This window comes from Serratia sp. NPDC078593 (assembly GCF_050268245.1).
GTDB lineage: Bacteria > Pseudomonadota > Gammaproteobacteria > Enterobacterales > Enterobacteriaceae > JBNNGK01.
The window spans coordinates 64,035-88,486 of sequence record NZ_JBNNGK010000011.1 but is presented as its reverse complement, the minus strand read 5'-3'; the positions used below and the strand labels follow the sequence as shown (position 1 = coordinate 88,486).

The window sequence follows — 24,452 nt, the reverse complement described above, 5'->3', positions numbered from 1 at the left end:
CCATTGTGCAACTCGAATGAGATAGAACGATAGTCACGTAACCATGGATTAATCGCGACTACAATACCAGCGGCTAAGCTGGGCACGTTGCCGTTGCGGGGTGTGTATGGTGATAGTCAACCGTTCGCAACCAATATCAATGTGGCTGCGCTGCGCTTCACAATACCAACCCGTAGCCATATTCTGGCAGCTGCCAAAACCCGCAGCATGTTGTTCAAGCTGGTGATGTGCCAACGCCCAAGCCTGCCGATACTGCCATTGACGCTGAAAACCCTGCAATAATACCTGATGATACTGTAATAAGCCGAGTAGCGACACGGCGAGTAATAACGCCGCAATTAATACCTCCGGCAAGCTGAAACCCTGCTGTGGCGTTAAATTATCAGGGGAGACGTGAGTCTGCACAATCTGCCTCATTCTTTTCTGGACAAAAATCCAACCAGCCGCCCTTCTCTGCCACTAATTTACCGCCATCACTCACCGCCGCTAATTGATATAACCAAAATGCTCTGCCGCGGCTAACGCCCCCACGCCCCCGCACCAGTACAATCCCGGCACGCGCAGACAACTTTGCACAGACCTGCAAATTTGCAAGGTGCTGCTGGCATTGCCATATATTCCCGCTCAACGTCGGCCACGATTGTATCATTCCCCAACTCAGCGCTGACGCGGCCTGATTGTATGCCTGCAAATAATGTTGCTGATCGACAGCCAACAATAACGTGTTATCGAGCTGTCGCTGTTGAGCGGTCAATAACATTAATCCCATCACCAATAACAACATGACCGCGGCCAGTGTGCTGCCACCGTACTGGTTAGTGTGATTCATGGCGTTTCCACACGAATAGACCAGCTCAATGCGCGCGTAATATCCGGCCGCAACGTTGAATGCCCAGCGAGCGACAACGTAACCAAACGGGTGTGATGGCGGCCGGGTTGTAGATCAAGCCTGAACGTATCGATTTGGATTTCCTGATGGTCGAGCAACCGCTCCCAGCCGCTGCCGTTACAATGGCTGACGCCACGCTGGCTCTCTAATGCCCCCTGCCGCAGCCGGTAAGCAAATCGCTCTGCCTCACTGCCTGTCTCTTCCCAGCGGCCGTTGCGATTCAAATCGTAGGTGGAAATAACACAGCTCGCATGCGCCTCCCCCTTGCTGTGGCCGATCACTAATGATTTTCCCTTACACGCTCCAGCACAAAATCCAGCACGACGTATATCTTTCTCTATGCCAAAGGCTAACTGCCGTAAGGTGGACTCCAAGCGATAATAGTGGTTCAGCGTAACGCTTTGCTGACGCAGCACGGGATACGCTTTTGCCGCTGCTAGCGCGATCATGCTGCCTACGCTCATGGCTAACAGTACCTCAGGCAAGGTAAACCCTTGCATTTCAATTAACATATTCTCATCCCGCGAATCGCCTCACCGACACTACACAACCGCAGTCGCCCTTTCGCCGATAACACCACCCGGATACGGCCTGCACTGTTACCTAATTCAATGTGTCCGCCCTGCGCATTGTTGCGTAATCCATAAAAGCCCATCTCCTTACCGGTGAAATCGTGAAGTAATACATCACTAAACGGCGCAACAAAAAACCAGCCTGCTGCCGTTGTGCAACTTGTCGGTTCATGCCCCCCGCCGATGCACCAACGTTCGCCCGTTTTGAACCACAACAGCGCCGCACGATTACGCCAATTGGCATCAGCCTGTAGGCGTGTCAGGAAGGCCAGAAGTTGTTGCGCCGTTTGCTCCAACTGCAAAGCCTGCTGATGTTGCCGCCACTGGTTAACGCCCCAGCCGGTCAACATGCTGGCCAATACGATCACCACCAGCAATTCGATCAGCGTCATCCCCCGCTGAGCCAGCGCTTTTTTGAGGTTTTGATTTTCCATAGAGTCGAGTGTAACCAAACGAGGAATGGTGAAAAGCCTGCTATTACCGAGTGGGAAAGCGTTACGCAATATGCTGTGGTAACGAATGAAAAGTTTCGATGAAGTGCGGTGAACTTCGCAAATTTGGCAGCGATACCCCCCTTCTAGATGCGAAAAAAAGGGCGCTCATTGCGCCCTAAGTGAGTCTGTTTCGCCAGTTTAAATGGCAACCGGTGCCTTAATGGCCGGGTGCGGGTCGTAGCCGTCAAGTTCAAAATCGTCGAAACGGTAATCAAATAGCGATGCCGGTTTGCGTTTAATAATCAACTTCGGCAGTGGGCGTGGCTCGCGGGTTAATTGCAACGCGGTTTGTTCCATGTGGTTGCTGTACAAATGGGTATCACCACCGGTCCAGACAAAATCCCCCACTTCCAGATCGCACTGTTGAGCCATCATATGCACCAACAGTGCATAGCTGGCAATATTGAATGGCAAACCAAGGAACACATCGCACGAACGTTGATAGAGCTGGCAGGACAACTTGCCGTCTGCAACGTAAAACTGGAAGAAAGCATGGCAAGGTGCCAGTGCCATTTGATCCAATTCGCCAACGTTCCAAGCGGATACGATGATACGGCGAGAGTCAGGATCCTGCTTCAACTGTTGAATAACGTTGCTCAATTGATCAATCTGGCGCCCATCTGCCGAGCCCCACGCTCGCCACTGTTTGCCGTAAACCGGTCCTAGATCACCGTTTTCATCCGCCCATTCGTCCCAGATCGTGACCTTATTCTCGTTCAGATAAGCCGTATTGGTATCACCGTTCAAGAACCATAGCAGCTCATGAATAATGGAACGTAAGTGACACTTTTTGGTAGTCACCAACGGGAAACCTTCCTGTAAATTGAAACGCATCTGGTGGCCGAAAATCGACAACGTGCCAGTGCCGGTACGATCGGCCTTAGGAGTGCCCTCTGCGAGCACTTTTTTCATTAAATCCAGATACTGTTTCATTTTTCCTCACGAAGTTTGTTGCTGTGGGCGACGACGGTACGCCCAAATCATCATAATGATACCGGCCAACACCATCGGAATCGATAGAATCTGCCCCATACTGATGACACCGTCGAACAAGCCAAGCTGCGCATCCGGCTGGCGGAACGCTTCAACGATGATACGAAATGCGCCATATCCAATCAGGAACAGACCAGAAACGGCCCCCATCGGACGCGATTTACGAATAAACAGATTCAGAATGATAAACAGCACCACGCCTTCAAGCAGCAATTCATACAGTTGAGAAGGGTGACGCGGCAACACGCCGTACTGGTTCAGCAACGGTAGCCAGGTTGAGTCGGCAGCCGCGATGGCGATGTCTTCACCGCGCGAACCGGGAAACAGCATGGCCCAAGGCACATCGGTGGTTACGCGCCCCCACAGCTCTCCGTTAATAAAATTACCAAGGCGCCCAGCGCCCAGACCAAAGGGAATCAACGGCGCAATAAAATCTGAAACCTGGAAGAAGTTGCGTTTGGTACGGCGCGCGAACCAAAGCATCACCAGAATCACCCCCATCAGGCCACCGTGGAATGACATGCCGCCATCCCATACTTTGAATAAATACAGTGGATTATCGAGGAATAGCGGCAGATTGTAGAACAGCACGTATCCTACGCGCCCACCGACAAACACCCCAAGAAAACCGGCATACAGCAGGTTTTCAACTTCATCTTTGGTCCAGCCGCTGCCCGGTTTGTTAGCGCGGCGAATCGCCAACCACATGGCAAAAACAAAGCCGACCAGGTACATCAAACCATACCAATGCAAGGACACCGGGCCGATAGAAAAAATTACCGGATCAAATTTAGGAAACGCCAGATAGCTAGTGCTCATCTATCACCATAATATGTCAATTATTCTTCCCCATCGGGGGCGGCGGCAGCCAAACGTACGCGGCCAGTCAATGTTATTAACAGCATCGCAGTTAAGGATGCGCATCATAACATAGGCTTCGCTCTGCCCTGCCTGACCCATAGGGAAAAGTTCTGTAAAAAATTCATTCTAAACCCGGCTTAACGCCCGCCGCGAATCAAACCACCCATGCCGCGCCGCTCCATAAATGCTGCCACCTGATGACGCACTTCGGTGGTCATTTGAGCATTGAGCACACGCTTCGCCAGCGCCTGAGCGTCCTCAAGATCGATATGCCGCAACAGATATTTAATCCGCGCGACGCTGCGTCCATTCATGCTGAGGTGGCGATAGCCCATGCCGACCAACAGCAGTGCCCCCATCGGATCGCCCGCCAACTCCCCGCACAAGCTGACCTGCACGCCCGCCGCTTCGCCTTGCTCTACAATCATTTTCAATACCCGTAGCATCGAAGGATGGAGGCTGTCGTACAATGCGGCTACGCGGGTGTTATTACGATCGACGGCTAATAGGTACTGAGTGAGATCGTTGGTGCCCACCGAAATAAAATCGACGCGACTGGCCAAGAGTGGGATCAAAAAGATCATCGACGGCACTTCAAGCATGATGCCGATCCTAGGTTTCGGGATCGCATAGCCCAACACCTCTTCCACCTCCAGCCCTGCACGATCTATCAGCCGTTTCGCTTCATCGACCTCATCCAGGCTGGTGATCATCGGTAGCAAAATACCCAAATTGCCGGTGCCCGCATTGGCACGCAGCATGGCACGCACCTGAATCAAAAATATTTCTGGTTGATCGAGCGTTACGCGAATACCACGCCATCCCAGGCAAGGGTTTTCCTCACTGATCGGCATGTATGGCAACTGTTTATCCGCGCCGATATCCAAGGTACGCAACGCCACCGGCTTGGTCGGGTACAATTGCAACATGCCTTGATATTGCGCGACCTGCTCTTCTTCTGACGGAAAACCGCTTTGCAGCATAAAGGGGATTTCGGTGCGGTACAGACCAACGCCGTCGACTCGCCCCCCCAACAGTTGTTCATGCTCAGGGCTTAAACCTGCATTGAGCAACACCTGAACCCGTTCACCACTTTTGAGCTGCGCAGGTTGTTCAACGTCATCTTCCGCCAGTTTACTTAATTCGAGTTCTTCGTTGATTAATCGCTGATATTCCTGCACCAATACCGGTTCAGGATCGACTAACAGTTCGCCACGATAGCCATCGACTATCAACATACGTTGGTTGAGCAACGATGGCTGAATATCAGCCCCCATCACCGTTGGTACACCCATCGCGCGTACCAGTATTGCCGCATGCGAGTTAGCGGCGCCGTCTCGCACCACCACCCCGGCTAAACGCTCCGGCGGCACTTCTGCCAGCAAGGTTGCCGTCAGTTCATCCGCCACCAAGACAAAACGCGCGGGCCACTGAGTGGCACCTTGGGTGGTATCATCGAGGTGAAATAATAACCGTTGGCCGAGCGCACGCAGATCGCTGCCCCGCTCGCGCATGTAGGTATCTTGCAGATTGGCAAATTGCGCGGCAAACGCCTCTATCACTTGTTTGACCGCCCACTCCGCCACCGAGCCCGCGTCAATTTCCGCAAACAGTTCGCGTTTCAGACGGGCGTCGTTTAGCAGATGCGAATAGAGATCGAAAATTGCCGCACTTTCTTTCTGCGAGCTGGCAGAGAAACGTTTGCTGAAGCGGCGGAATTCGGCGCCCGCCTCCTCCAACGCCTGCGTCAAACGCTCACGCTCGCTGATAGTATCGAGCGTAGAGGCTCTAAAGACCTGGTCAAGCGAAGGTTGGCAACTGTCTTGCCAGCCCTCAGCCACCGCTACACCCGGCGAAGCCGCCAGCGCGCGAATACGCGTTTGCCGGTATTGACCAAAAATGGCGTTGAGTTGAGATTGCGAGAGAATTCCCGCCATTTGCGTGGCCAGTGTGACCATGAAAGACTCTTCGCTTTCATCGAACTGGCGTAACTCACGTTGCTGCACCACCAGCACACCAAGCAGTTGCCGACGATGAATGATCGGCACCCCTAGAAACGATCGAAAACGATCTTCTTTAACCTGAGGCACATATTTGAAGCTAGGGTGGCTTTGCGCATCCGCCAGGTTGATCGGCTCTGCCTTACGGCCGACTAGCCCAACCACGCCTTCGTCAAACGCCAATGCGATAGTACGACCACGCGGCTTTTTCAACCCACGCGTCGCCATAAGGTAATAACAGCGGCGGTCGTTATCTGCCAGATAAATGGAACAAACTTCTGTATCCATCGCCAGACAGGTTTCATTGACCAAAAGATCCAGCGCATCTGTCAAACTGGCTGCCGCAGCGACCTTCTCAACAATTTCTCGCAAGCGCGTGAGCATAGTCTGCTTAACTTACCCTCTTTTTCGGCGATAAGCGAAAGCCTGCCGCGATGGTGTTTGCTCTTGCATCGGCATCACGGTGGGGGCGAATTCTTTCATTACCCGGCGGTAAACGTCACGTTTAAACGATACCACCTGACGTACCGGATACCAGAAGCTCACCCAACGCCAACCGTCAAATTCCGGCGTGCTGCTGCGTTGCATATTGATATCCGCGTCGTTGCACATTAACTGCAACAAAAACCATTTCTGCTTTTGGCCGATACAAACCGGCTTTGTGTCCCAACGCACCAAACGTTTCGGCAATTTATAGCGCAACCAGTTACGGGTTGAAGCCAGGATACGCACATCCTTTTTACTCAACCCCACTTCTTCGAACAGCTCACGGTACATGGCTTGTTCTGCGGTTTCGCCAGGGTTAATCCCACCTTGGGGAAACTGCCAGGAGTGCTGACCGTAACGACGAGCCCAAAGGACCTGCCCCTGACGGTTACAGATTACGATACCAACATTCGGGCGGTAGCCATCATCATCGATCACCGGACTACCTCAATAAGCTAAATTCGTAGATATGTCCTGATTGTTTCACACAAGCTACAGGCGGTAAACCACTGCTTTACGGTGCTGTGTGCCGGATAACATTGGGATAACTCACAGATAATGCCAAAGTTATAAACATAGAGGCGAAGTTTCGGCGGGTTTTATTCACTTTTTCTGTGGATAGGTGTGTGAAGAACTCAAGGGATAAACCGGTACAACTAAATTAAGCACAAATACCGCCCAGCTTCTTATTTTATTTTAATTCTTTAAAAACAACATAATAAATCGTTTTCACCAGTTATGTACAGGGTAAAAATGTGATCTATGCACGGTTAAGATCTTACACTGGTGAAAGATCCACCAACCTCGTTTTTATCCACAGATTATTCGCTTGAGTTACGCACAAATCGGACAAATTCGCAAAAAACACCGGACGTCAAGGCTGTAAATCGAACCAGTGATTGGTAAAAAGTTGGGTTATCCCATAAATCTGTGGATAAATAGGTGTAAGATCCTGTTCATTGTCGGTGGCTACAGGTGCACAAGCGTAAATGGAATCAGGTTTCCATTCGGCTACGGTAAAAAAAACCATGGAAAATCATGCTAGTATTACTCTTTTCCCCAATCCAAAATTTATGCTGAACCTTACACACAAATGCCGATTGTTTTTTAACCACAAAATACGAGCTTGATTTATGGCATTTTTATCCCCGCTACCGCCCCCGCCGAAAAGTGAACAACAGCTTTTAGAACGGGCACAACAACTTGCTGGCTGTCGTTTCGGAGAACTGGCCGCACAGGCGCAAATCGCTATTCCCAACGATCTGAAACGCGATAAAGGCTGGGTTGGTATGTTGTTGGAACTGTATTTAGGGGCAATGGCGGGCAGCAAACCGGAGCAGGACTTCCCCGAGCTGGGCATTGAGCTGAAAACCATCCCAATTGACGCCGCGGGTAAACCGTTAGAAACCACCTTCGTCTGCGTGGCACCGCTCACAGGCAATAGCGGTGTAACCTGGGAAAGCAGCCATGTTCGCCACAAGCTCGCGCGGGTGCTGTGGATTCCCGTAGAGGGGGAACGCCAAATCCCACTGGCACAGCGGCGTATCGGCTCACCCCTGTTATGGAGCCCCAATGCAGAAGAAGAAGAACAGCTAAAGCATGATTGGGAAGAACTGATGGATTTGATTGTACTTGGCCATGTTGAGCGTATCACCGCACGCCACGGCGAAGTGCTACAACTGCGGCCCAAGGCGGCCAACAGCAAAGCGCTAACCGAAGCGATTGGCGAGCTGGGTCAACCGATCATGACGCTGCCGCGCGGCTTTTATTTGAAAAAATGTTTTACCCACGCTTTGTTGGCACGGCACTTTTTAATCTAAACGCCCTTTGTTTAGATTGCGTTTAGCCAATGGTGTTGTCATTTCAATAAACGCGTATAATTACGGCTTTGAATTTTTAAGGTGTACAGGGCAATGTTTGAATGGATTGTGGATCCCAATGCTTGGTTAGCGCTAGGTACGTTGACCATCCTTGAGATCGTGTTGGGTATTGATAACATCATATTCCTGTCTCTGGTCGTCGCAAAGCTGCCGAAAGCACAGCAGAACAAGGCAAGACGCCTTGGTTTAGCCGCGGCGATGCTGATGCGTCTGGCGCTGTTGGCCTCTATCGCTTGGGTTATTCGCCTGACACATCCGCTATTCACCCTAATGGGGCAAAGCGTCTCGGCCAGGGATTTAATTCTGCTATTGGGCGGCCTATTCTTGATTTGGAAGGCCAGTAAAGAGATCCATGAAACCATCGAAGGTTCGGAAGAAGAACACAATACTAAGGTGCACAGTTTCTTTGGCGCCATTGTGCAAATCATGTTGTTAGACATCATCTTTAGTCTGGATTCCGTCATTACCGCCGTCGGTCTGTCAGACCATCTGTTTATTATGATGGCCGCCGTGGTCATTGCCGTTGGTGTGATGATGTTTGCCGCTCGCCCGATCGGCGAGTTCGTCAATCGCCACCCATCGGTGAAAATGCTGGCGTTGTCATTCTTAATTTTGGTCGGTTTCACCCTGATGTTAGAAAGTTTCCAAATACATGTGCCAAAAGGCTATATCTACTTCGCCATGTTCTTTTCTATGTCAGTGGAAGCGCTTAATTTGATTCGCGGCAAAAAGACAAACGCAACGGAGTAACGCAACGGCGGGCGCTATCTGGCGCCCCATTCGATTACTTTGGGTTTTACGGATACAAATAAAGAACTTTCTGAGATAACGCTATCCGTAGTTTGCTAATCTTATAGGCACGTCCCTTTCTGTAAAACTGAGGATCCGCAGGATGAAAAAGTGGGTATTCGTAATTTCCGCCCTGGTAATGGCCGTTGGATTAGCTGGCTGTTCCAGTGATTACGTTATGGCAACTAAAGACGGTAATATGATCCTGACGCAGGGAAAACCCGAAATTGACAAGGACACCGGCCTGATCAGTTATCAAGATGAAACGGGCAACAACCGCCAAATTAACGGCGACCAAGTTTCCCACATGATCAAGCGATAACGTGCATTATTGGTTATCGCTGGCCTTGCTCGCGGTAGCCTTTCTCTCTCCTCCCCTTTCCCCATCCGTACAGCTTAGTTATAGTCCGATAAGGCGTTTACCGCCTTACAGACGATAAACCTGACCATAAGCAGCTGTTTTGCCGGGCATCGCTACCCGTAGCGCTAACAAGAAAGGAAGGCCGTTAATGCAATACCATCGTATTCCCCATAGCTCTTTAGAAGTCAGCATGCTAGGACTGGGTACCATGACCTTTGGCGAACAAAACAGTGAAGCCGACGCTCATGCCCAACTGGATTATGCCGTCGCTGCCGGTATCAATCTGATCGATACCGCAGAAATGTATCCCGTTCCGCCTAAGCCTGAAACGCAAGGGTTAACTGAGCGCTACATTGGCAGTTGGATCAAAGCACGCGGCAATCGTGAAAAAATCGTGCTGGCCAGTAAGGTCTCGGGGCCAGTGCGAGGTTCTGACCATAGCATCCGCCCGCAACAGGCGCTCGACCGCAGAAATATTCGCGCAGCGCTGGATGCCAGCCTACAGCGGTTGAATACCGATTATCTCGATCTTTACCAGTTGCACTGGCCACAACGCGCCACGAACTGCTTCGGCAAGCTCAATTATCAATATACCGATGAAATGGCAACGGTAACGCTGTTGGAAACGCTGGAAGCGCTTAACGAGCAAGTACGTGCCGGTAAAATTCGTTATATCGGCGTATCAAATGAAACCCCTTATGGCGTGATGCGTTATCTACATTTAGCAGAAAAACATGAGTTACCACGCATTGTCACCATTCAAAATCCTTACAGCCTGCTAAACCGAAGCGTTGAGATTGGCCTGGCGGAAATCAGCCAACATGAAGGCGTTGAATTGTTGGCCTATTCTAGCTTGGCATTTGGTACGTTAACCGGTAAATACCTTAACGGGGCCAAACCTGCGGGCGCTCGAAATACGTTATTCAGCCGCTTTACTCGCTATTCAGCGCCGCATACACAATTAGCGATTGCCGAATACGTCACGTTAGCCAAGAAACATAATCTGGACCCGGCGCAAATGGCGCTGGCGTTCGTACGACAGCAACCGTTTGTTGCCAGCACCCTGCTGGGCGCGACCACATTACAACAGTTGAAAACCAATATCGACAGTTTTGAACTGACATTAAATGACGAAATCATGAAAGAATTGGAAGATATTCATACTCGCTTTACTATTCCCGCACCATAAGCATTTGCCACCTGTATTACAGGTGGCTTTAATTATCAAAAAATGACTTGTCATATTATATTAATAATAAAATATATAAAATAAATGCAAATCATATTAAATATATACATGTCAGATGAAAAATGAAAAAATAAACAATAAGCAGTATTAGAATGTTCCTTTATTAAAAAATTTCGCTAGACAACAATTTAATCAATCGTATAATCGACCCTGCCTAAACGGTATTAGCAATCTATATAAATAAATATAAGGAAATTAATTATGAGAACTTTATCTACTACAGAATTAGAACAAGTTAGCGGTGCTGGTGCTTTTGCTGATGCAGTAAAACTGCTGGGTGAAAGTATTGGTGCTATTGTTGAGCTAACAGGTAAAAAAGGCGCAACAGAAGCCGGTGCAAACTTGGGTAACGCTATTGGTAACGTTGTCGAATCCGGTCTGGATATGCTGAGTGGTTTCTTCAAAAATTGGTTTGGCCGTAAGTAATAGTCAAATTAATTAATAATTGGCGGCTATGTTTTTATATTGGCATAGCCGCCAAATTATTTATAATAACCGCGTTATCAATTTCGTTTTGTTGCCAACCATAATGCCGTAATGGCCAACGCAAACACGACACCAAAGCCGATTCCAACTCCCACCACCGGCACGCCCATTTTTACCACCAGCGAATAAAGGCCTAACATCAATAACATAGCCGTATTTTCACCCAGGTTTTGCACCGCAATTGCGTTCCCCGCGCCCACTGAGCGCTTACCGCGCTCCTGTAGCAAGGCGTTTAGCGGTACCACAAAAAAGCCGCCTAATACGCCAATCAGCAGTAACAGAGCATAGGCACTGATCATCGTGGTCTGCATGGCAAATAACGCAACAACGACACCGATCAAGATGCCTGCAGGCATGCACCGTCTCACCGTTTTCAGTGTCACAAAACGGGCTGCAATGCCCGCCCCCATCACGATCCCCACCGCGACCATTGCGTTGAGTAAGGTCGGTGTCGCATTATCAGCAATACCGAGTGCTACCGGCACCCACAGCACCAATAAAAAGCGCAATGTCACGCCAGCGCCCCAGAATAGGCTCGTGCCGATCAGAGAAAAACGCGTTTGCTCGTCCCGCCACAGCACCACGCAAGCCTCAAAAAAGCGACGAGTCATCGCGCGCGGCGCCCAAGAAGCACCGGACCGTGCCGCCACTAAGTACGGTATATACAGGTTAGCCGCCACCGCGACGGCATACGCCAGCGCACAAACCGTCAGCGCAGCAACGATATGCCAATCAGCCAGTACGCCTCCAGCCACCGAACCGATCAGGATTGCGGCAATCGTAGAGGCCTCCATCAAGCCGTTTGCTTTAACCAGTTTTTCACCGCTGGTTATTTCACCGAGAATGCCGTATTTCGCTGGCGAATAGGACGCTGCGCCAATACCAACCAGGCTGTAACCGATAAACGGGTTCAAACCAAAACAGATCGCCAATGCCCCCGCCAGTTTCAAGCCATTGGCGAACATCATCACTCGTCCCTTGGCAAAACTGTCGGCGATTTGGCCAACAAAGGGAGCCAAAATAATATACGTCGCGACAAACGCCATTTGTAATATTGGCTGACTCCAATCTGGGTAAAGTTGTTGCTTGATCAATGCCAAAGTGGCAAACAGCAACGCATTGTCACCAAACGCAGAAAAAAACTGAGCACAGATGACAGCGATCATGCCACGTGACAACAACGGCGTATTATCAGTCAACGGCTGATTCATCAGATATTCTCCGGCTGTTCAGCCATTTTACGTAAAGTCACATAATCGGGTTTACCACTGCCCAGCACCGGCAACGTTTTAATCAGACGAATATCACGAGGCACGGCCAACTCAGGGCTGCCTTGTTCGCGCGCAGCTCGCAGCAATACTTCGCGGGTCATGTTGCTATCGGTGGTGTACAGCACTAATGCCTCACCTTTGCTGCTGTCACTTTTCACCGTAGCGCCATGCTGCTCGTCTGGCGACACGCGTAGCGCCAGCTGCTCCACACTTTCCAGTGAAATCATTTCACCGGCCAGTTTTGCAAAACGCTTCACGCGCCCTCGAATAGTGCAATATCCCTGTTCATCCAATGTGACAATATCACCGGTATCGTACCAGCCCGCTTGCAGAGTACCGTTTTCATCCTCAGCCACAGGTGGCTCTAGCTCGCCGGGGCGCTCAACGCGTAAATAACCTTTCATGATGTTTGGCCCGCGCAGTTGCAAACGCCCCCCCTGCTCGATGCCCGGCACAGGGATCAGACGCGCCTGCATTTCTGGCATGATGCGGCCGACGGTGCCCACCTTGGCGGCCAGCGGTACATTAATCGAAACCACCGGCGCGCATTCGGTTACTCCATATCCCTCCAGAATACGGATGCCATATTTATCCTGATAAATCTGTTTAGTACTGTCAGCCAATTTTTCTGCCCCGGCCACCACATAACGCAAGCGAGCAAAATCATAAGGATGAGCGAAGCGGGCATAGTTATTAAGGAAGGTGGCAGTACCAAACAGCACGGTGCAATTACAGTCATACACCAACTCCGGCACCACACGGTAATGCAACGGGCTTGGATAAAGGAAAATACGACTGCCGGTCATCAGCGGGGTGATTAACCCAACGGTCAAGCCAAAGGAATGGAACAGTGGCAAAGACGACATGAAGCGATCGCGTGGAGTAAAATCAGCAATGGTACGAATTTGCTCCACATTTGCTAACAGACTGCTATGTGAATGCACCACGCCTTTGGGATTCCCCTCCGAACCGGAAGTAAACAAAACTAACGCCGCATCATCAGGCTGCTGCGGTAACATCGCCCGTTGCGGCTGCAGCAAATGGCGCAGGATCCACAGCTTATCAGTGAGCGTGACGGTATCTTTTAAGTCTTCCAAATATACCCAGTTAGCTTCCGGCACTTGCTCCGGCAAATGAGTCAGTTTGCCTTTTTCCAAGAATTGACGTGATGTCACAATGGTTTTGATCGTCGCCGCCACCATCGCACTCTTCAACCCATTCGAGCCGGCGGTATAATTGAGCATCGCCGGAATACGGTTACGCAATGACGCACCAAAAATAGCCGCAACGGTAATCGTGGCGTTGGGCAATAACATACCAACGTGCTCACCTTCCGCCGTAAAGCGTTGCAAAATGCGGCTCACGCCCAGCGACTTCTTGATCAAGGTACGATAACTGTCTTCTTTGAAGTTAACATCTTCAATACAGGGTTTAGTCATACCGTAGCGTTCAGCCGCCGCCAATAACGCGCTGAACAACGTTTGTGGTTTACGGGTCTCCATACGTGCTTTCATCATGATTTGATGCAAGCGGTCGCCGGCCAACATGCGGCGTTCACGGGCGCGTGGCGCCTCAGGCATTGGCAAGTGCGTTGGCGGGAGAATGCTGATAGTGACCTGCGGGAAGGCGCGGATCTTGAATACCCCTTTCATCCGGCTAAACGGGCTATATTCAGGGCCGTCAATGCGTATCGGCAACACTGTCGCGCCAGATTTAGCGGCGATGAACGCAGCACCGTCATAAATCTTCATCAGTGAACCGGTTACCGTGATACGGCCTTCTGGGAACACCACAATTGGCCGCCCTTTTTGCACTTCGCGCACCAAATGCTTGATCGCCATCGGCTTAGTCGGATCGAGAAAAACAACGTCAATATACGGCTTTAACCAACGCATAAACCAACGCTCAGAAACGCTGGAATAGACGGCAAAAACCGGTTTAATCGGCAAAAATAACGCCAGCAGCACACCATCCATGAAAGATACGTGATTAGGGGTAATCAGTAACTTTTGCTGCTGAAAATGACGAACGTCGCCTTCGACGCTTACGCGATAAAGCAGACGAAACAGCGTACGCAACGCAGACATAATCATGCCACTCTCCTTATGATTCAGCATATTTACCCAGTAGGCTTCAAGTATTGCTTGAAAATCCAAGTGTTTTAATAAGTTGCTAGGCAAGGATACTATAAGGCAGGCAAAAAAAAACCTACGCATCCGCGTAGGTTGGTGCAATTGAAAATGGCTTCAACATACAGAGTATGTTGATTTCTCACCAATCAATACCTCTGGGACTGCCTACTTTAGAGATCTGCTTTTAAAGAAACTACCGCTGAATCGAAAGACTTTTGCTCTAAGTGCAACCAGCTGTAAATTTCCTTCATCCATCCGTAATAACTCCATAAAATTTCGATCATCTTTCGCGAAAAATAGGCGAAAAGTGCCAAATTTACTGATTCAATACGGTGTACAGAAGGCTGTCACACTGGTTCAGAATCCCGGCAAACAGGGAGAGAAGATGCCAACACGGCCACAGATACACAGCGAGTACTTGCAGCCTCAGCATTTTTCCGCAAAACTGGACTGTGTAAGCGATTACCCTAGGATAAGTTGAAGTCTATATGGCTACGATAAAGGATGTTGCCAAGCTGGCGGATGTTTCCGTCGCCACGGTATCTCGCGTGATCAATAACTCGCCGAAAGCCAGCGAAGCTTCGCGCAATGCGGTGCTGGCCGCAATGGAACAATTGCAATATCACCCCAATGCTAACGCCCGTGCACTGGCGCAACAATCCACCGAAACGCTCGGGTTGGTTGTTTCTGACGTTTCCGATCCGTTCTTCGGCGCGATGGTCAAAGCGGTCGAGCACGTGGCTTACGCAACACATAATTTCTTGCTGATTGGTAACGGTTACCACCAAGCTGAAAAAGAGCGTCAGGCAATAGAACAATTGGTACGTCATCGCTGCGCCGCGCTGGTGGTGCATGCCAAAAAACTCAGCGATATGGAATTAAGCGTTTGGATGCAGCAAATTCCCGGAATGGTTCTGATCAACAGAACGCTGCCGGGCTATGAGCACCGCTGTGTCGCATTGGACGACCGTTATGGTGCCTGGTTAGCAACGCGCCACCTGATTCAACAAGGCCACCAGCGTATCGCTATTATTTGCTCCACCCATCAAATTTCTGACGCCACCGACCGCCTGCAAGGTTATCTGGATGCGTTACAAGAACACGGGATTGCCGTTGAGGAGAAGTTGATTGCCTATGGTGAACCGGATGAGATTGGCGGTGAACTGGCGATGACCGAGCTATTGGGTCGGGGTAAAAATTTTACGGCGGTGACCTGCTACAACGATCCGGTCGCGGCTGGCGCGCTGTCGGTGCTCAGTGATAACAGCATTGATGTGCCGGGCAAGATGTCACTGATCGGCTTTGATGATGTGCTGATTTCTCGCTATTTGCGTCCGCGTTTAACCACTATTCGTTACCCGGTCGTGGCGATGGCAACGCAGGCCGCGGAGTTAGCTCTGGCCTTAGCGAACAATCAACCGTTGCCAGAGATCACTAATATGTTTAGCCCAACCTTGGTGCGACGCCATTCGGTTGCCAGCATCAACAAGGCGTCCGAGCAAGACTAACCACTGCGCACTGCCAACGACAACGGACAGAGCTACACCAAGGTGCCCCCATTTAAACAGCGTCTCGTCTGCGGCGGCAGTAGCGCTGGCAAGGTAAGCATAGCTTCGGCTTGGCCTATGCTAAACTGCCGCTATTTGCCACCATGGATGTTTACAGAAGAGGTTAGCGATAGATGATCACCATGTTGGATGTTTCCATTCGCGCGGGCGTGTCAAAAGCCACCGTATCCCGCGTTTTAAATGGCACCGGCCAGGTGAAACAGAGCACCCGCGATGCGGTGTTCAAAGCCATGGATGAGTTGGGCTATCGGCCAAACTTCTTAGCGCAGTCACTGGCCAATAAAAGTTCCAACAGTATTGGGCTGGTCGTATCCAACTTCGATGGGCCTTACTTTGGCCGGTTACTGCGCCAAGCGGCCAAACTGATTGAGGCCAGCGGCAAACATCTGATTGTCACCGACGGACACGACACGCCAGAAGATGAACTCCAGGCGGTACAGTTGCTCGCCGATCGGCGCTGCGACGCAATCATTCTTTATACGCGTTTTATGGATGAAAGCGCATTGATGGCGCTGATCGACACCCTTCCGGTGCCGGTAATGGTGATTAACCGTGACTTACCTCAGGCACGAGAACGCTGCGTGTTCTTCGAACAACAACAGGCGGCGTTCAACGCGGTGGATTATCTGATTCAACAAGGGCATCGTGAGATTGCCTGTATTACAGGCCCGATAGCCACACCGACCGCACAAGCACGCTTGGCGGGTTATCGTCAAGCGTTAGCGCATCATCACATTATCTTTAACGACGCGCGCGTCGCATACGGCGATAGCAGCGTGTCCGGAGGTTATCGTTGCTGCCACAGCTTACTAAGCTGCGGCACCGGCTTCAGTGCGCTGTTCGCCAGCAATGACGATATGGCAATCGGCGCAATGAAGGCGCTCAATCAAGCAGGCAAACGTCTGCCACATGATGTTTCGCTGTTCGGTTTCGACGATGAACCCAGCGCTGCTTACCTGCAACCGGCCCTGTCCACCGTCTATTTACCGATCGACGCCATGATTGAAGCTGCAATCGGTCAAGCTCTGCGGCTGATTAACGGGGAGCCGTTGCAGCCCCTCACGCCGTTTACCGGTGAATTGAGGCTGCGTGAGTCGGTGCTCCCCGGGCCATTCGCCCAAACCGTTTAGACTTGCTCCAATGCGATCAACTCCTCGATTGTTTGACGGCGGCGAATCAACCGAGGTTCGCCATTTTCAAACAGCACTTCCGGCAGCAGCGGACGGCTATTGTAGTTGGATGACATGGATGCGCCGTACGCGCCCGTATCGTGGAACACCAAATAATCCCCCACTTGTACCGCAGGCAGTTGACGTGTCTCCACGCCTCCGCCCGCTTGCTGGGTAAAGACATCCCCTGACTCGCACAGTGGCCCGGCAATGACCGTATCGCGCAACGCTTGCCCACTCGTCTCACGCCCATCGGCTGGCAACAGCGAAATATGGTGATAGCTGCCGTACATCGCCGGACGCATCAGATCGTTGAAACCCGCATCAACCAGTGCAAAATGGCGTCGCCCCATATTCTTCACTGCACGCACTTCCGCCACCAGTACACCAGCCTCCGCCATCAGGAAACGCCCCGGCTCTATCTCAAGCGTTATCGGATGCCCCAGATGTGCCGCAATACGTTCACGCGCCCGGTTCCACAGGCCAAAATAGTGTTCGGTATTAATCGCTTCCTCACCCTGCTGATAAGGAATCGACAGGCCGCCACCGGCGGAGATCGCGCTGATATCCTGCCCTAGGTCAATAACCTGCTGCACCATGGCATCACATACCCGCTCCAGATGCTGATAATCCACGCCTGAACCAATATGCATATGGATACCCAATAGCTTTAGCCCATACTGCTGAATTTTTTCTACCGCCTGCGGCAAATCGGCATACCAAATTCCGTGTTTACTGTTTTCGCCACCGGTATTGGTTTTTTGGCTATGTCCGTGACCAAACCCAGGATTGATGCGTAACCACACCGGATGCCCGGCGGATTGACGGCCGAGCTGCTCCAGCATGTCGATGGAACCGGCATTAACCGGTATGTTAAGTTCGCTAACCCGCGCTAACGTCGCGTGATCCAACACATCAGCCGTGAATACGATGTCTCCTGTACCCGGCTGAAAACCGGCCTGCAACGCACGCTCTACCTCACCAAGCGATACCGAATCCACTTTTACCCCTTGCGTACGCATCAGGCGCAGAATATGAATGTTTGAGCAGGCTTTCTGAGCAAAACGAATGACGTCAAAGTGACGTAACTGGCCGATACGCTCGCTGATAATCGCCGCGTCGTAGGCCCAAACCGGGCAGCCAAAGCGTGACGGTAGCGCCAGCAGGTTAGCCGCGTTTAACGCGGTGGAGTTATCGTTTAAAGTGCGTGGCATGGTTAGATTCTCTAAATAACTATTTTTATCATCATGCCGCAGCTTTATAGGTGTTAAAAATATCCATTTAGGTACAGTCTATTCATTTATGATATACCCTGTACTTTGCTATCCCGTTGCTGGAGAACCCCAATGCACGCCATTACTCTGCGCCAGATTGAGATTTTTCACGCGGTAATGACCACCGGCAACCTCACCGAGGCAGCCGCCTTATTGAAAACGTCACAGCCCACAGTCAGCCGTGAACTCGCGCGGTTTGAAAAATTGATACAGTTGCACCTGTTTGATCGAGTACGCGGCCGCTTAACCCCGACGGTACAAGGGCTGAGACTGTTTGAAGAGGTTCAGCGTTCCTACTATGGCCTGGAGCGCATCAAAACGGCGGCCGTTGGCATTCGTCAGTTCCAGCATGCGCAACTATCCATTGCCTGCCTGCCCGTATTTTCCCAATCGCTGTTACCTGCAGTGTGTAAGCCTTTTCTCGATCGCCATCCTGAGGTGAGTTTTAGCGTCATTCCGCAAGAGTCGCCGCTGCTGGAAGAGTGGTTATCGGCGCAACGTCACGATTTGGGATTAACGGAAAATATCCAAACGCCAGCGGGAACCGAACGTTTAACGCTAATGACATTGAACGAAGTTTGCGTATTGCCAGCCGGTCACCCCCTGTTGGCGAAGCCTTTACTGACACCGCAAGACTTTGCCGAAGAGAACTTTATCAGCCTGTCGAATACCGATAGCTACCGCCAACTGCTCGATTTATTGTTCAGCGAACACAGCATTGATCGGCGCATGGTAATGGAAACCCACAGCGCAGCGTCAGTGTGCGCGATGGTGAAAGCGGGCGTAGGGCTATCTATCGTCAATCCACTCACCGCGTTGGATTACGCCGATAGCGGCGTACATCTGCGGCCGTTCAGCGTCGACGTGCCGTTCACTGTCAGTCTGATTCGGCCATTACATCGCCCATCTTCTGCGCTGGTTAGCGCGTTTATCACGCACCTGCAACAGCAGACAGAGCATTTTTCTGCCCGTCTGGCGACCGTTATTTCACGTTCACTAAAACAATCCAAGGTGATCGAGTAAAGCTCTCTATTCAACTTGCCAATGACGTTTCCATTACTACGCATAAGGCTGTGGCTTTATTCCTTTAAAAACTTATCGTGGTGAAACTGTGAACAAATATGACACCGTCTTATCTCTTCATCTGCAACGTGGCTAACCACTGTTCATCAGTGGCAAACCACTCGACTAAAAAATCCAACATGGTGCGCAGCGTTGCGGGCATCTGGCGGCGTGACGTGTAGATACCGTAAATCCCCATCGATTGTGGCTGGTAATCCGGTAACAACGCGATCAATTCGCCGCGTGCCAATAACGGTGCTGCCGAGTAATACGGTTGCAACGAAATCCCCGCCCCTTGTAACGTCCCCGCCATTAATACCACCGACTCATTAGCACTGAGATTTCCGCTGACTGCCACTGCTGATTTAATGCCTTGATGCTCGAAATGCCACAGGCTTTTGCCGAAATAGGAGTAGGTCAGGCAGTTATGTAAAGCCAAATCCTGCGGCTGGTGCGGTATGCCGTGCGCAGCCAGATAGGCCGGTGAGGCGCATACCACCGAGGTGCAGGTGGACAGCGGTCGGGCAATCAAGTTGGGATCCAACTCATTGGTGATGCGCAGTGCCAAATCGATCCGTTCCTCCACCAAATTCACTGCGCGATTATTCATTTGCAGATCGACTGCCACCTGTGGATGGCGCGTTAAATACTGCGCTACCGCACCGACCAGTACGCTTTGCCCCAGCGATTGCGAACAGGTAATACGCAGTAGCCCACGTAGCTCATCGCTCGGCTCACCCTCCGTAAAGTCGATTTCCCCGGCGACGAGCAGCATCTGCCGACAACGTTCCAATGTGCGTTCTCCAGCATCCGTCAGGCTGAGTTTACGTGTGGTGCGATGCAATAAACGTGTGCCTGCCCACTGTTCCATCTGTGACAAATAACGCGTCACCATCGCCCGGGACATCCCCAACGTTTCAGCCGCAGCAATCATGCTGCCCCGTTCAACAATGGCAACAAAAACCTCAGCGGCAGTAATGCGATCCATGATTCGTCCGATTTATGCAATTAATAGTTGCTTATTATCCGGTTTTTCTTTCGCATTATGCAATCTAACATCTAAGTAACTTCTCAATACCGATAGGACACCTGCACATGTTAAAAAAAACCTTTATCGCCTTAGCGTTTTCTGGCTTCGCTGTCATTAGCACCTACGCCACCGCTGCCGATGCGCTGACCCTGGAAGTCTATAACCCCGGAGAAAACAGCGTGTTCCCAGTTTCTTCCGAAATCATTAGCGGTAAAAACGAAGTGGCATTGATCGACGCACAGTTCCAGCGTAACGACGCCGAGCAGTTGGTAAAAAAGATCCAAGCCACCGGTAAAAAATTAACGACCGTCTACATCAGCCATTCCGATCCTGATTTTTATTTCGGGCTGGACGTGATTAAAGCCGCATTCCCTCAGGCAAATATCATTGCGACGCCGGGGACCATTAAAGAAATCAATGCGACCAAAGACGGTAAACTGGCCTACTGGGGGCCGATTCTGAAACAAAATGCGCCGAAAAGTGTGATCGTGCCGCAACCGCTACACGGTGACAGCTTCACCATTGATGGACAAAAAATTGAAGTAAAAGGCCTAAACGGCCCGACACCGGATCGTACTTATGTTTGGATCCCATCGCTAAAAGCCGTCGTGGGCGGCGTTGCTGTCGCCGGTGATAATATTCATCCGTGGATCGCCGACAATCAGACCGTCGCATCGCGCGCGCACTGGCAGCAAACGCTGGCCAGTATTCAGGCGCTGAAACCACAGATCGTCGTACCAGGACATTTTCTGCCAGGCGCAGCGCAGACCTTAGCCTCAGTGACGTTTACCCAACATTATCTGACCACGCTGGAAACAGCACTGCCGAAAGCAAAAGATTCCGTAGCATTGGTTGAGGCCATGAAGACGCATTATCCAACGCTGAAAGACGAGTCGAGCCTAGAGCTGAGCGCAAAAGTGCTGAAAGGCGAAATGAAATGGCCGCAATAAGCCACTGATTAACGAGGTTAAGTATGAATTCGGCAACCCTGCATTACGTTTTCGATCCACTTTGCGGCTGGTGTTATGGCGCAGCACCGTTGGTGAAAGCAGCTCAAAGCCTGCCCGGGCTAAGAATCGTGTTGCATGCGGGCGGCATGATGACAGGCAGTCACCGTCGTCAAATCACGGAAGAATGGCGTAACTACGTGATACCGCAAGACAAACGGATCGCGGAGTTGACCGGCCAGACGTTCGGTGAAGCCTACTTCAATGGCTTGTTACGCGATACCACGGCGGTATTGGACTCCACACCGCCGATTAGCGCTATCCTTGCGGCTCAACAGTTAGCAGGGCGCGGCCTGGATATGTTGCACCGCATTCAGCAGGCGCATTATCAAGAAGGTCGACGTATCGCTGATACACCGGTGCTCGAAGCATTGGCCCATGAGTTGGGGCTGCCCTCGGCTGCGTTTATCGCGGAAATGCGTTTTAACAGTGGTACTCAGACCGCTCAACACGTTGCCGAAAGTCGTGCTTTTCTGGCTAAGGTGCGCGGTCAAGGCTTCCCTACGTTCGCCCTACAAGATTCCACAGGCCATTTGTCTTTGTTACCGGCTGGCAATTATCTGGACAATATCGAGAGCTGGAAAGAAGCGCTGAGCGGCGCGGTAACTTGGGCTTAATCTGAATAGCGGGGCTGACGGTATTAGCCCCGCGCTATCCTACACATAACACACGTTGTTACTCGTCTCTTTAGCGCGCCCCGCTGACGTCAAATCCCTTCCCTACCTGCCATCCCCTTTTTGCTGATAGCGTAAAAACGGGTGACGGATCGCTGTAGTCATCCAGATTCAAAGTGTTATTTCAAACGGTTAGCGCGGATAAATCTGCTTACAAGCCCGGTTTGTTTGTTACTAACCAGTAACGCATGCTGCCAATAACATTTTTATTCTGGAGCCGTATGAACAGTCCACTTACGCAAAAGCATGCCGTCTGGCAACTGATAAAACCCTTTTGGGTCTCTGAAGAAAAATGGCGTGCCTGGACAATGCTAATTGCCATCATTGGTCTGTCGTTAGGCTTGGTTTACATTAGCGTGCAAATCAATCAATGGAATCAAGTATTTTACGACGCGTTACAGAATAAAAACTACCCGGTATTCAAGCAACAATTAGGGCGTTTCACCTATCTGGCGCTGATATTCATCGTGCTGGCGGTCTATAAAGTTTATCTAACGCAAGGGTTGCAAATGCACTGGCGCCGTTGGATGACGGAAAAGTACATGGATAAATGGCTGGCTCATCAGGCCTATTACCATACCGAGCAGCAGCAACGCGTTGATAACCCTGACCAGCGAATCGCCGAAGACCTCAACGTGCTAACGCAATATACGCTTTCACTGTCACTTGGTTTACTTTCCAGCGTAGTGACGCTCGTTTCTTTCGTTACCATTCTCTGGCATGTCAGCGGGCCACTGACGTTTGCCGTGAATGGCCACAGCATCACGCTTCATGGCTATATGGTGTGGTTTGCCTTACTGTACGCCGCCATCGGCTCACTACTGATTTGGTGGGTGGGTAAGCCCTTGGTCATGCTGGGTTTTAATCAGGAGCACTATGAAGCCAATTTCCGTTTTGGGCTGATACGCATCCGCGAGAATAGCGATGCCATCGCGTTGTACCACGGTGAACCTCATGAGGCAAAACAGTTAGGGAGCCGCTTCGCATCTATTCGTCGCAATTGGTGGTCAATCATGCGCGTCACGCGTCGGCTTAACATTGCCAGTAATTTTTATGGTCAGTTCGCCATCGTATTTCCGCTATTAGTGGCTGCACCCCGTTATTTTTCCGGTGCGATCCAAATGGGGGGCATGATGCAAATTGCCTCCGCATTTGGTCAAGTTCAGGGCGCGCTGTCATGGTTTATTGATGCCTTTAATACGCTTGCGACCTGGAAAGCCTGCGTCAACCGATTAGCCGGTTTCAATGCGGCGATGGAGCAGGTACATCATCAACCCCGCGGCATCACGCTGCAATGGCAGTGTACGCAGCCACTGAGACTCAATCATCTCAGCCTACACTTACCGGACGGCCAACCGTTGCTAAAAGATAGCAACATGGCACTCAAACGTGGCGATCGTGTGTTGCTCGTCGGCCCGTCCGGCTGCGGTAAATCGACGCTACTGCGTGCGATAGCCGGAATCTGGCCGTATGGCAGCGGAACCCTCGAACGGGATGCAAACCTGACGTCATTGTTTCTGCCACAGCGTAGCTATATTCCAATTGGCACGTTGCGTGCAGCGCTTATCTATCCACAATTAGCGACTGAATATAGCGACGCTGCGTTATTAAAAGTACTGGAAAAATGCCAGCTTCAGCATCTCAAAAACTGGCTAGACACCTCTGCAAATTGGAGCCAACGCTTGTCACCAGGCGAACAGCAGCGGTTGGCATTCGCCCGCGCCATTCTCATTCGGCCAGATATATTGTTTTTGGATGAGGCAACCAGCGCGCTGGATGATGAAACCGAACAACTGATGTATTGCCTGTTGGTGGATGATTTACCCAATGTCACATTGGTGAGTGTCGCCCACCGAAACAGCGTGGCAAAGTATCACCACAGCTGTTGGCGTTTCAGTCGCCAGCCAGATCGGTCAGCAAAAATGGCGCTGAGCCCGCTGCCAATGCGTTAAAGCTCGCGAGCGCAATGAAACGATAGGGAGAGTGCGAAAATAGGATGGAGTGTAGCGTGATGACGGTGCCAACAGTTTAACCGAGGCTGGTGGCAACCTCGTCTAATGATCCGAGCTACCTTAGCCTGACATAACGCGGTGCGCTCCGGCGCCTTACGCCACGACGCCCCACTGCCACGCGTTCTCTAATCATTGGCTTGTCTATAAACCCGTTAGGCCGGCTCTGTTTAATTCGTCACCGCTTCGCTTGTCA

The 24,452-nt window shown here is 51.0% G+C and carries 23 protein-coding genes; 11 read left to right on the top strand and 12 right to left on the bottom strand.

The window, feature by feature from the left end:
• Window positions 1-48 precede the first annotated feature (48 nt).
• The 8 genes from ACQKDS_RS13615 to rppH all read right to left on the bottom strand — a co-directional run bounded on the left by ACQKDS_RS13615 (window position 49) and on the right by rppH (window position 6,733).
• Window positions 49-405: a prepilin-type N-terminal cleavage/methylation domain-containing protein gene (locus tag ACQKDS_RS13615; RefSeq protein ID WP_399671416.1), complete on the bottom strand. Its 357-nt coding sequence runs from the start codon at window positions 403-405 to the stop codon at window positions 49-51.
• Window positions 383-829: a YgdB family protein gene (locus tag ACQKDS_RS13610; RefSeq protein ID WP_399671413.1), complete on the bottom strand. Its 447-nt coding sequence runs from the start codon at window positions 827-829 to the stop codon at window positions 383-385. The genes ACQKDS_RS13615 and ACQKDS_RS13610 overlap by 23 nt, the downstream gene beginning before the upstream one ends.
• Window positions 826-1,401 (bottom strand): prepilin peptidase-dependent protein, encoded by a 576-nt coding sequence (locus ACQKDS_RS13605; RefSeq protein ID WP_399671410.1) that lies wholly within the window; start codon window positions 1,399-1,401, stop codon window positions 826-828. Before ACQKDS_RS13605 ends, ACQKDS_RS13610 begins: the two co-directional genes overlap by 4 nt.
• Entirely contained in the window at window positions 1,395-1,895 is a 501-nt protein-coding gene (locus tag ACQKDS_RS13600) for a prepilin peptidase-dependent protein (RefSeq protein WP_399671407.1), read from the bottom strand. Before ACQKDS_RS13600 ends, ACQKDS_RS13605 begins: the two co-directional genes overlap by 7 nt.
• A gap of 198 nt (window positions 1,896-2,093) precedes the next feature.
• Window positions 2,094-2,888: a thymidylate synthase gene (gene thyA / locus ACQKDS_RS13595; RefSeq protein ID WP_399671404.1), complete on the bottom strand. Its 795-nt coding sequence runs from the start codon at window positions 2,886-2,888 to the stop codon at window positions 2,094-2,096.
• A gap of 6 nt (window positions 2,889-2,894) precedes the next feature.
• Window positions 2,895-3,767: a prolipoprotein diacylglyceryl transferase gene (gene lgt, locus ACQKDS_RS13590; protein ID WP_399671402.1), complete on the bottom strand. Its 873-nt coding sequence runs from the start codon at window positions 3,765-3,767 to the stop codon at window positions 2,895-2,897.
• A 179-nt stretch (window positions 3,768-3,946) separates the two neighbouring features.
• Window positions 3,947-6,193: a phosphoenolpyruvate--protein phosphotransferase gene (ptsP, locus tag ACQKDS_RS13585; protein WP_399671399.1), complete on the bottom strand. Its 2,247-nt coding sequence runs from the start codon at window positions 6,191-6,193 to the stop codon at window positions 3,947-3,949.
• Window positions 6,194-6,205: 12 nt separating this feature from the next.
• A complete protein-coding gene (rppH, locus tag ACQKDS_RS13580; RefSeq protein ID WP_399671396.1) occupies window positions 6,206-6,733 on the bottom strand; it encodes an RNA pyrophosphohydrolase in 528 nt (175 codons plus the stop codon).
• 695 nt (window positions 6,734-7,428) lie between these two features.
• Here rppH and mutH point away from each other — a divergent pair.
• From mutH to ACQKDS_RS13555, 5 genes are all read left to right on the top strand, one after another.
• Window positions 7,429-8,115 (top strand): DNA mismatch repair endonuclease MutH, encoded by a 687-nt coding sequence (gene mutH / locus ACQKDS_RS13575; protein ID WP_399671393.1) that lies wholly within the window; start codon window positions 7,429-7,431, stop codon window positions 8,113-8,115.
• A gap of 93 nt (window positions 8,116-8,208) precedes the next feature.
• Complete coding sequence (locus tag ACQKDS_RS13570; protein WP_399671392.1) at window positions 8,209-8,925, top strand: TerC family protein; 717 nt, start codon at window positions 8,209-8,211, stop codon at window positions 8,923-8,925.
• A gap of 142 nt (window positions 8,926-9,067) precedes the next feature.
• The gene (locus tag ACQKDS_RS13565) at window positions 9,068-9,286 is read left to right on the top strand and encodes a YgdI/YgdR family lipoprotein (protein WP_399671390.1); all 219 of its coding nucleotides are present in this window, start codon (window positions 9,068-9,070) and stop codon (window positions 9,284-9,286) included.
• A 187-nt stretch (window positions 9,287-9,473) separates the two neighbouring features.
• The gene (locus ACQKDS_RS13560; protein ID WP_399671388.1) at window positions 9,474-10,514 is read left to right on the top strand and encodes an NADP(H)-dependent aldo-keto reductase; all 1,041 of its coding nucleotides are present in this window, start codon (window positions 9,474-9,476) and stop codon (window positions 10,512-10,514) included.
• Window positions 10,515-10,775: 261 nt separating this feature from the next.
• Window positions 10,776-11,000: a hypothetical protein gene (locus ACQKDS_RS13555; RefSeq protein ID WP_399671385.1), complete on the top strand. Its 225-nt coding sequence runs from the start codon at window positions 10,776-10,778 to the stop codon at window positions 10,998-11,000.
• Between the two features lie 77 nt (window positions 11,001-11,077).
• Here the strand turns inward: ACQKDS_RS13555 and lplT are convergent, their stop codons facing one another.
• Window positions 11,078-12,271 carry a lysophospholipid transporter LplT gene (gene lplT, locus ACQKDS_RS13550; RefSeq protein ID WP_399671383.1) on the bottom strand — a complete coding sequence of 398 codons (1,194 nt, stop codon included), beginning with the start codon at window positions 12,269-12,271 and terminating at the stop codon, window positions 11,078-11,080.
• A complete protein-coding gene (gene aas / locus ACQKDS_RS13545; protein WP_399671380.1) occupies window positions 12,271-14,424 on the bottom strand; it encodes a bifunctional acyl-ACP--phospholipid O-acyltransferase/long-chain-fatty-acid--ACP ligase in 2,154 nt (717 codons plus the stop codon). Before aas ends, lplT begins: the two co-directional genes overlap by 1 nt.
• 527 nt (window positions 14,425-14,951) lie before the next feature.
• Here aas and galR point away from each other — a divergent pair.
• Together galR and ACQKDS_RS13535 are read left to right on the top strand one after the other, a co-directional pair.
• Window positions 14,952-15,971 (top strand): HTH-type transcriptional regulator GalR, encoded by a 1,020-nt coding sequence (gene galR, locus ACQKDS_RS13540; protein WP_399671377.1) that lies wholly within the window; start codon window positions 14,952-14,954, stop codon window positions 15,969-15,971.
• 173 nt (window positions 15,972-16,144) lie between these two features.
• Window positions 16,145-17,161, top strand: a complete 1,017-nt coding sequence (locus tag ACQKDS_RS13535) for a LacI family DNA-binding transcriptional regulator (RefSeq protein ID WP_399671374.1) — start codon at window positions 16,145-16,147, stop codon at window positions 17,159-17,161.
• Here ACQKDS_RS13535 and lysA read toward each other — a convergent pair.
• Window positions 17,158-18,414 carry a diaminopimelate decarboxylase gene (lysA, locus tag ACQKDS_RS13530; RefSeq protein WP_399671371.1) on the bottom strand — a complete coding sequence of 419 codons (1,257 nt, stop codon included), beginning with the start codon at window positions 18,412-18,414 and terminating at the stop codon, window positions 17,158-17,160. The two genes, ACQKDS_RS13535 and lysA, sit on opposite strands and share 4 nt — an antisense overlap.
• 132 nt (window positions 18,415-18,546) lie before the next feature.
• Here lysA and ACQKDS_RS13525 point away from each other — a divergent pair, with 132 nt between their 5' ends.
• Window positions 18,547-19,497: a LysR family transcriptional regulator gene (locus ACQKDS_RS13525; protein ID WP_399671368.1), complete on the top strand. Its 951-nt coding sequence runs from the start codon at window positions 18,547-18,549 to the stop codon at window positions 19,495-19,497.
• A gap of 109 nt (window positions 19,498-19,606) precedes the next feature.
• Here the strand turns inward: ACQKDS_RS13525 and ACQKDS_RS13520 are convergent, their stop codons facing one another.
• Window positions 19,607-20,524, bottom strand: coding sequence for a LysR family transcriptional regulator (locus tag ACQKDS_RS13520; protein WP_399671365.1), 918 nt, complete (start codon window positions 20,522-20,524; stop codon window positions 19,607-19,609).
• A gap of 107 nt (window positions 20,525-20,631) precedes the next feature.
• Between ACQKDS_RS13520 and ACQKDS_RS13515 the strand changes: the two genes are divergently transcribed.
• The 3 genes from ACQKDS_RS13515 (at window position 20,632) to ACQKDS_RS13505 (ending at window position 24,199) form a co-directional block, all read left to right on the top strand.
• A complete protein-coding gene (locus ACQKDS_RS13515; RefSeq protein WP_399671362.1) occupies window positions 20,632-21,516 on the top strand; it encodes an MBL fold metallo-hydrolase in 885 nt (294 codons plus the stop codon).
• 23 nt (window positions 21,517-21,539) lie between these two features.
• Entirely contained in the window at window positions 21,540-22,190 is a 651-nt protein-coding gene (locus ACQKDS_RS13510) for a DsbA family protein (protein WP_399671359.1), read from the top strand.
• Between the two features lie 278 nt (window positions 22,191-22,468).
• Entirely contained in the window at window positions 22,469-24,199 is a 1,731-nt protein-coding gene (locus ACQKDS_RS13505) for an ABC transporter ATP-binding protein/permease (protein ID WP_399671356.1), read from the top strand.
• The last annotated feature ends 253 nt before the right edge of the window (window positions 24,200-24,452 follow it).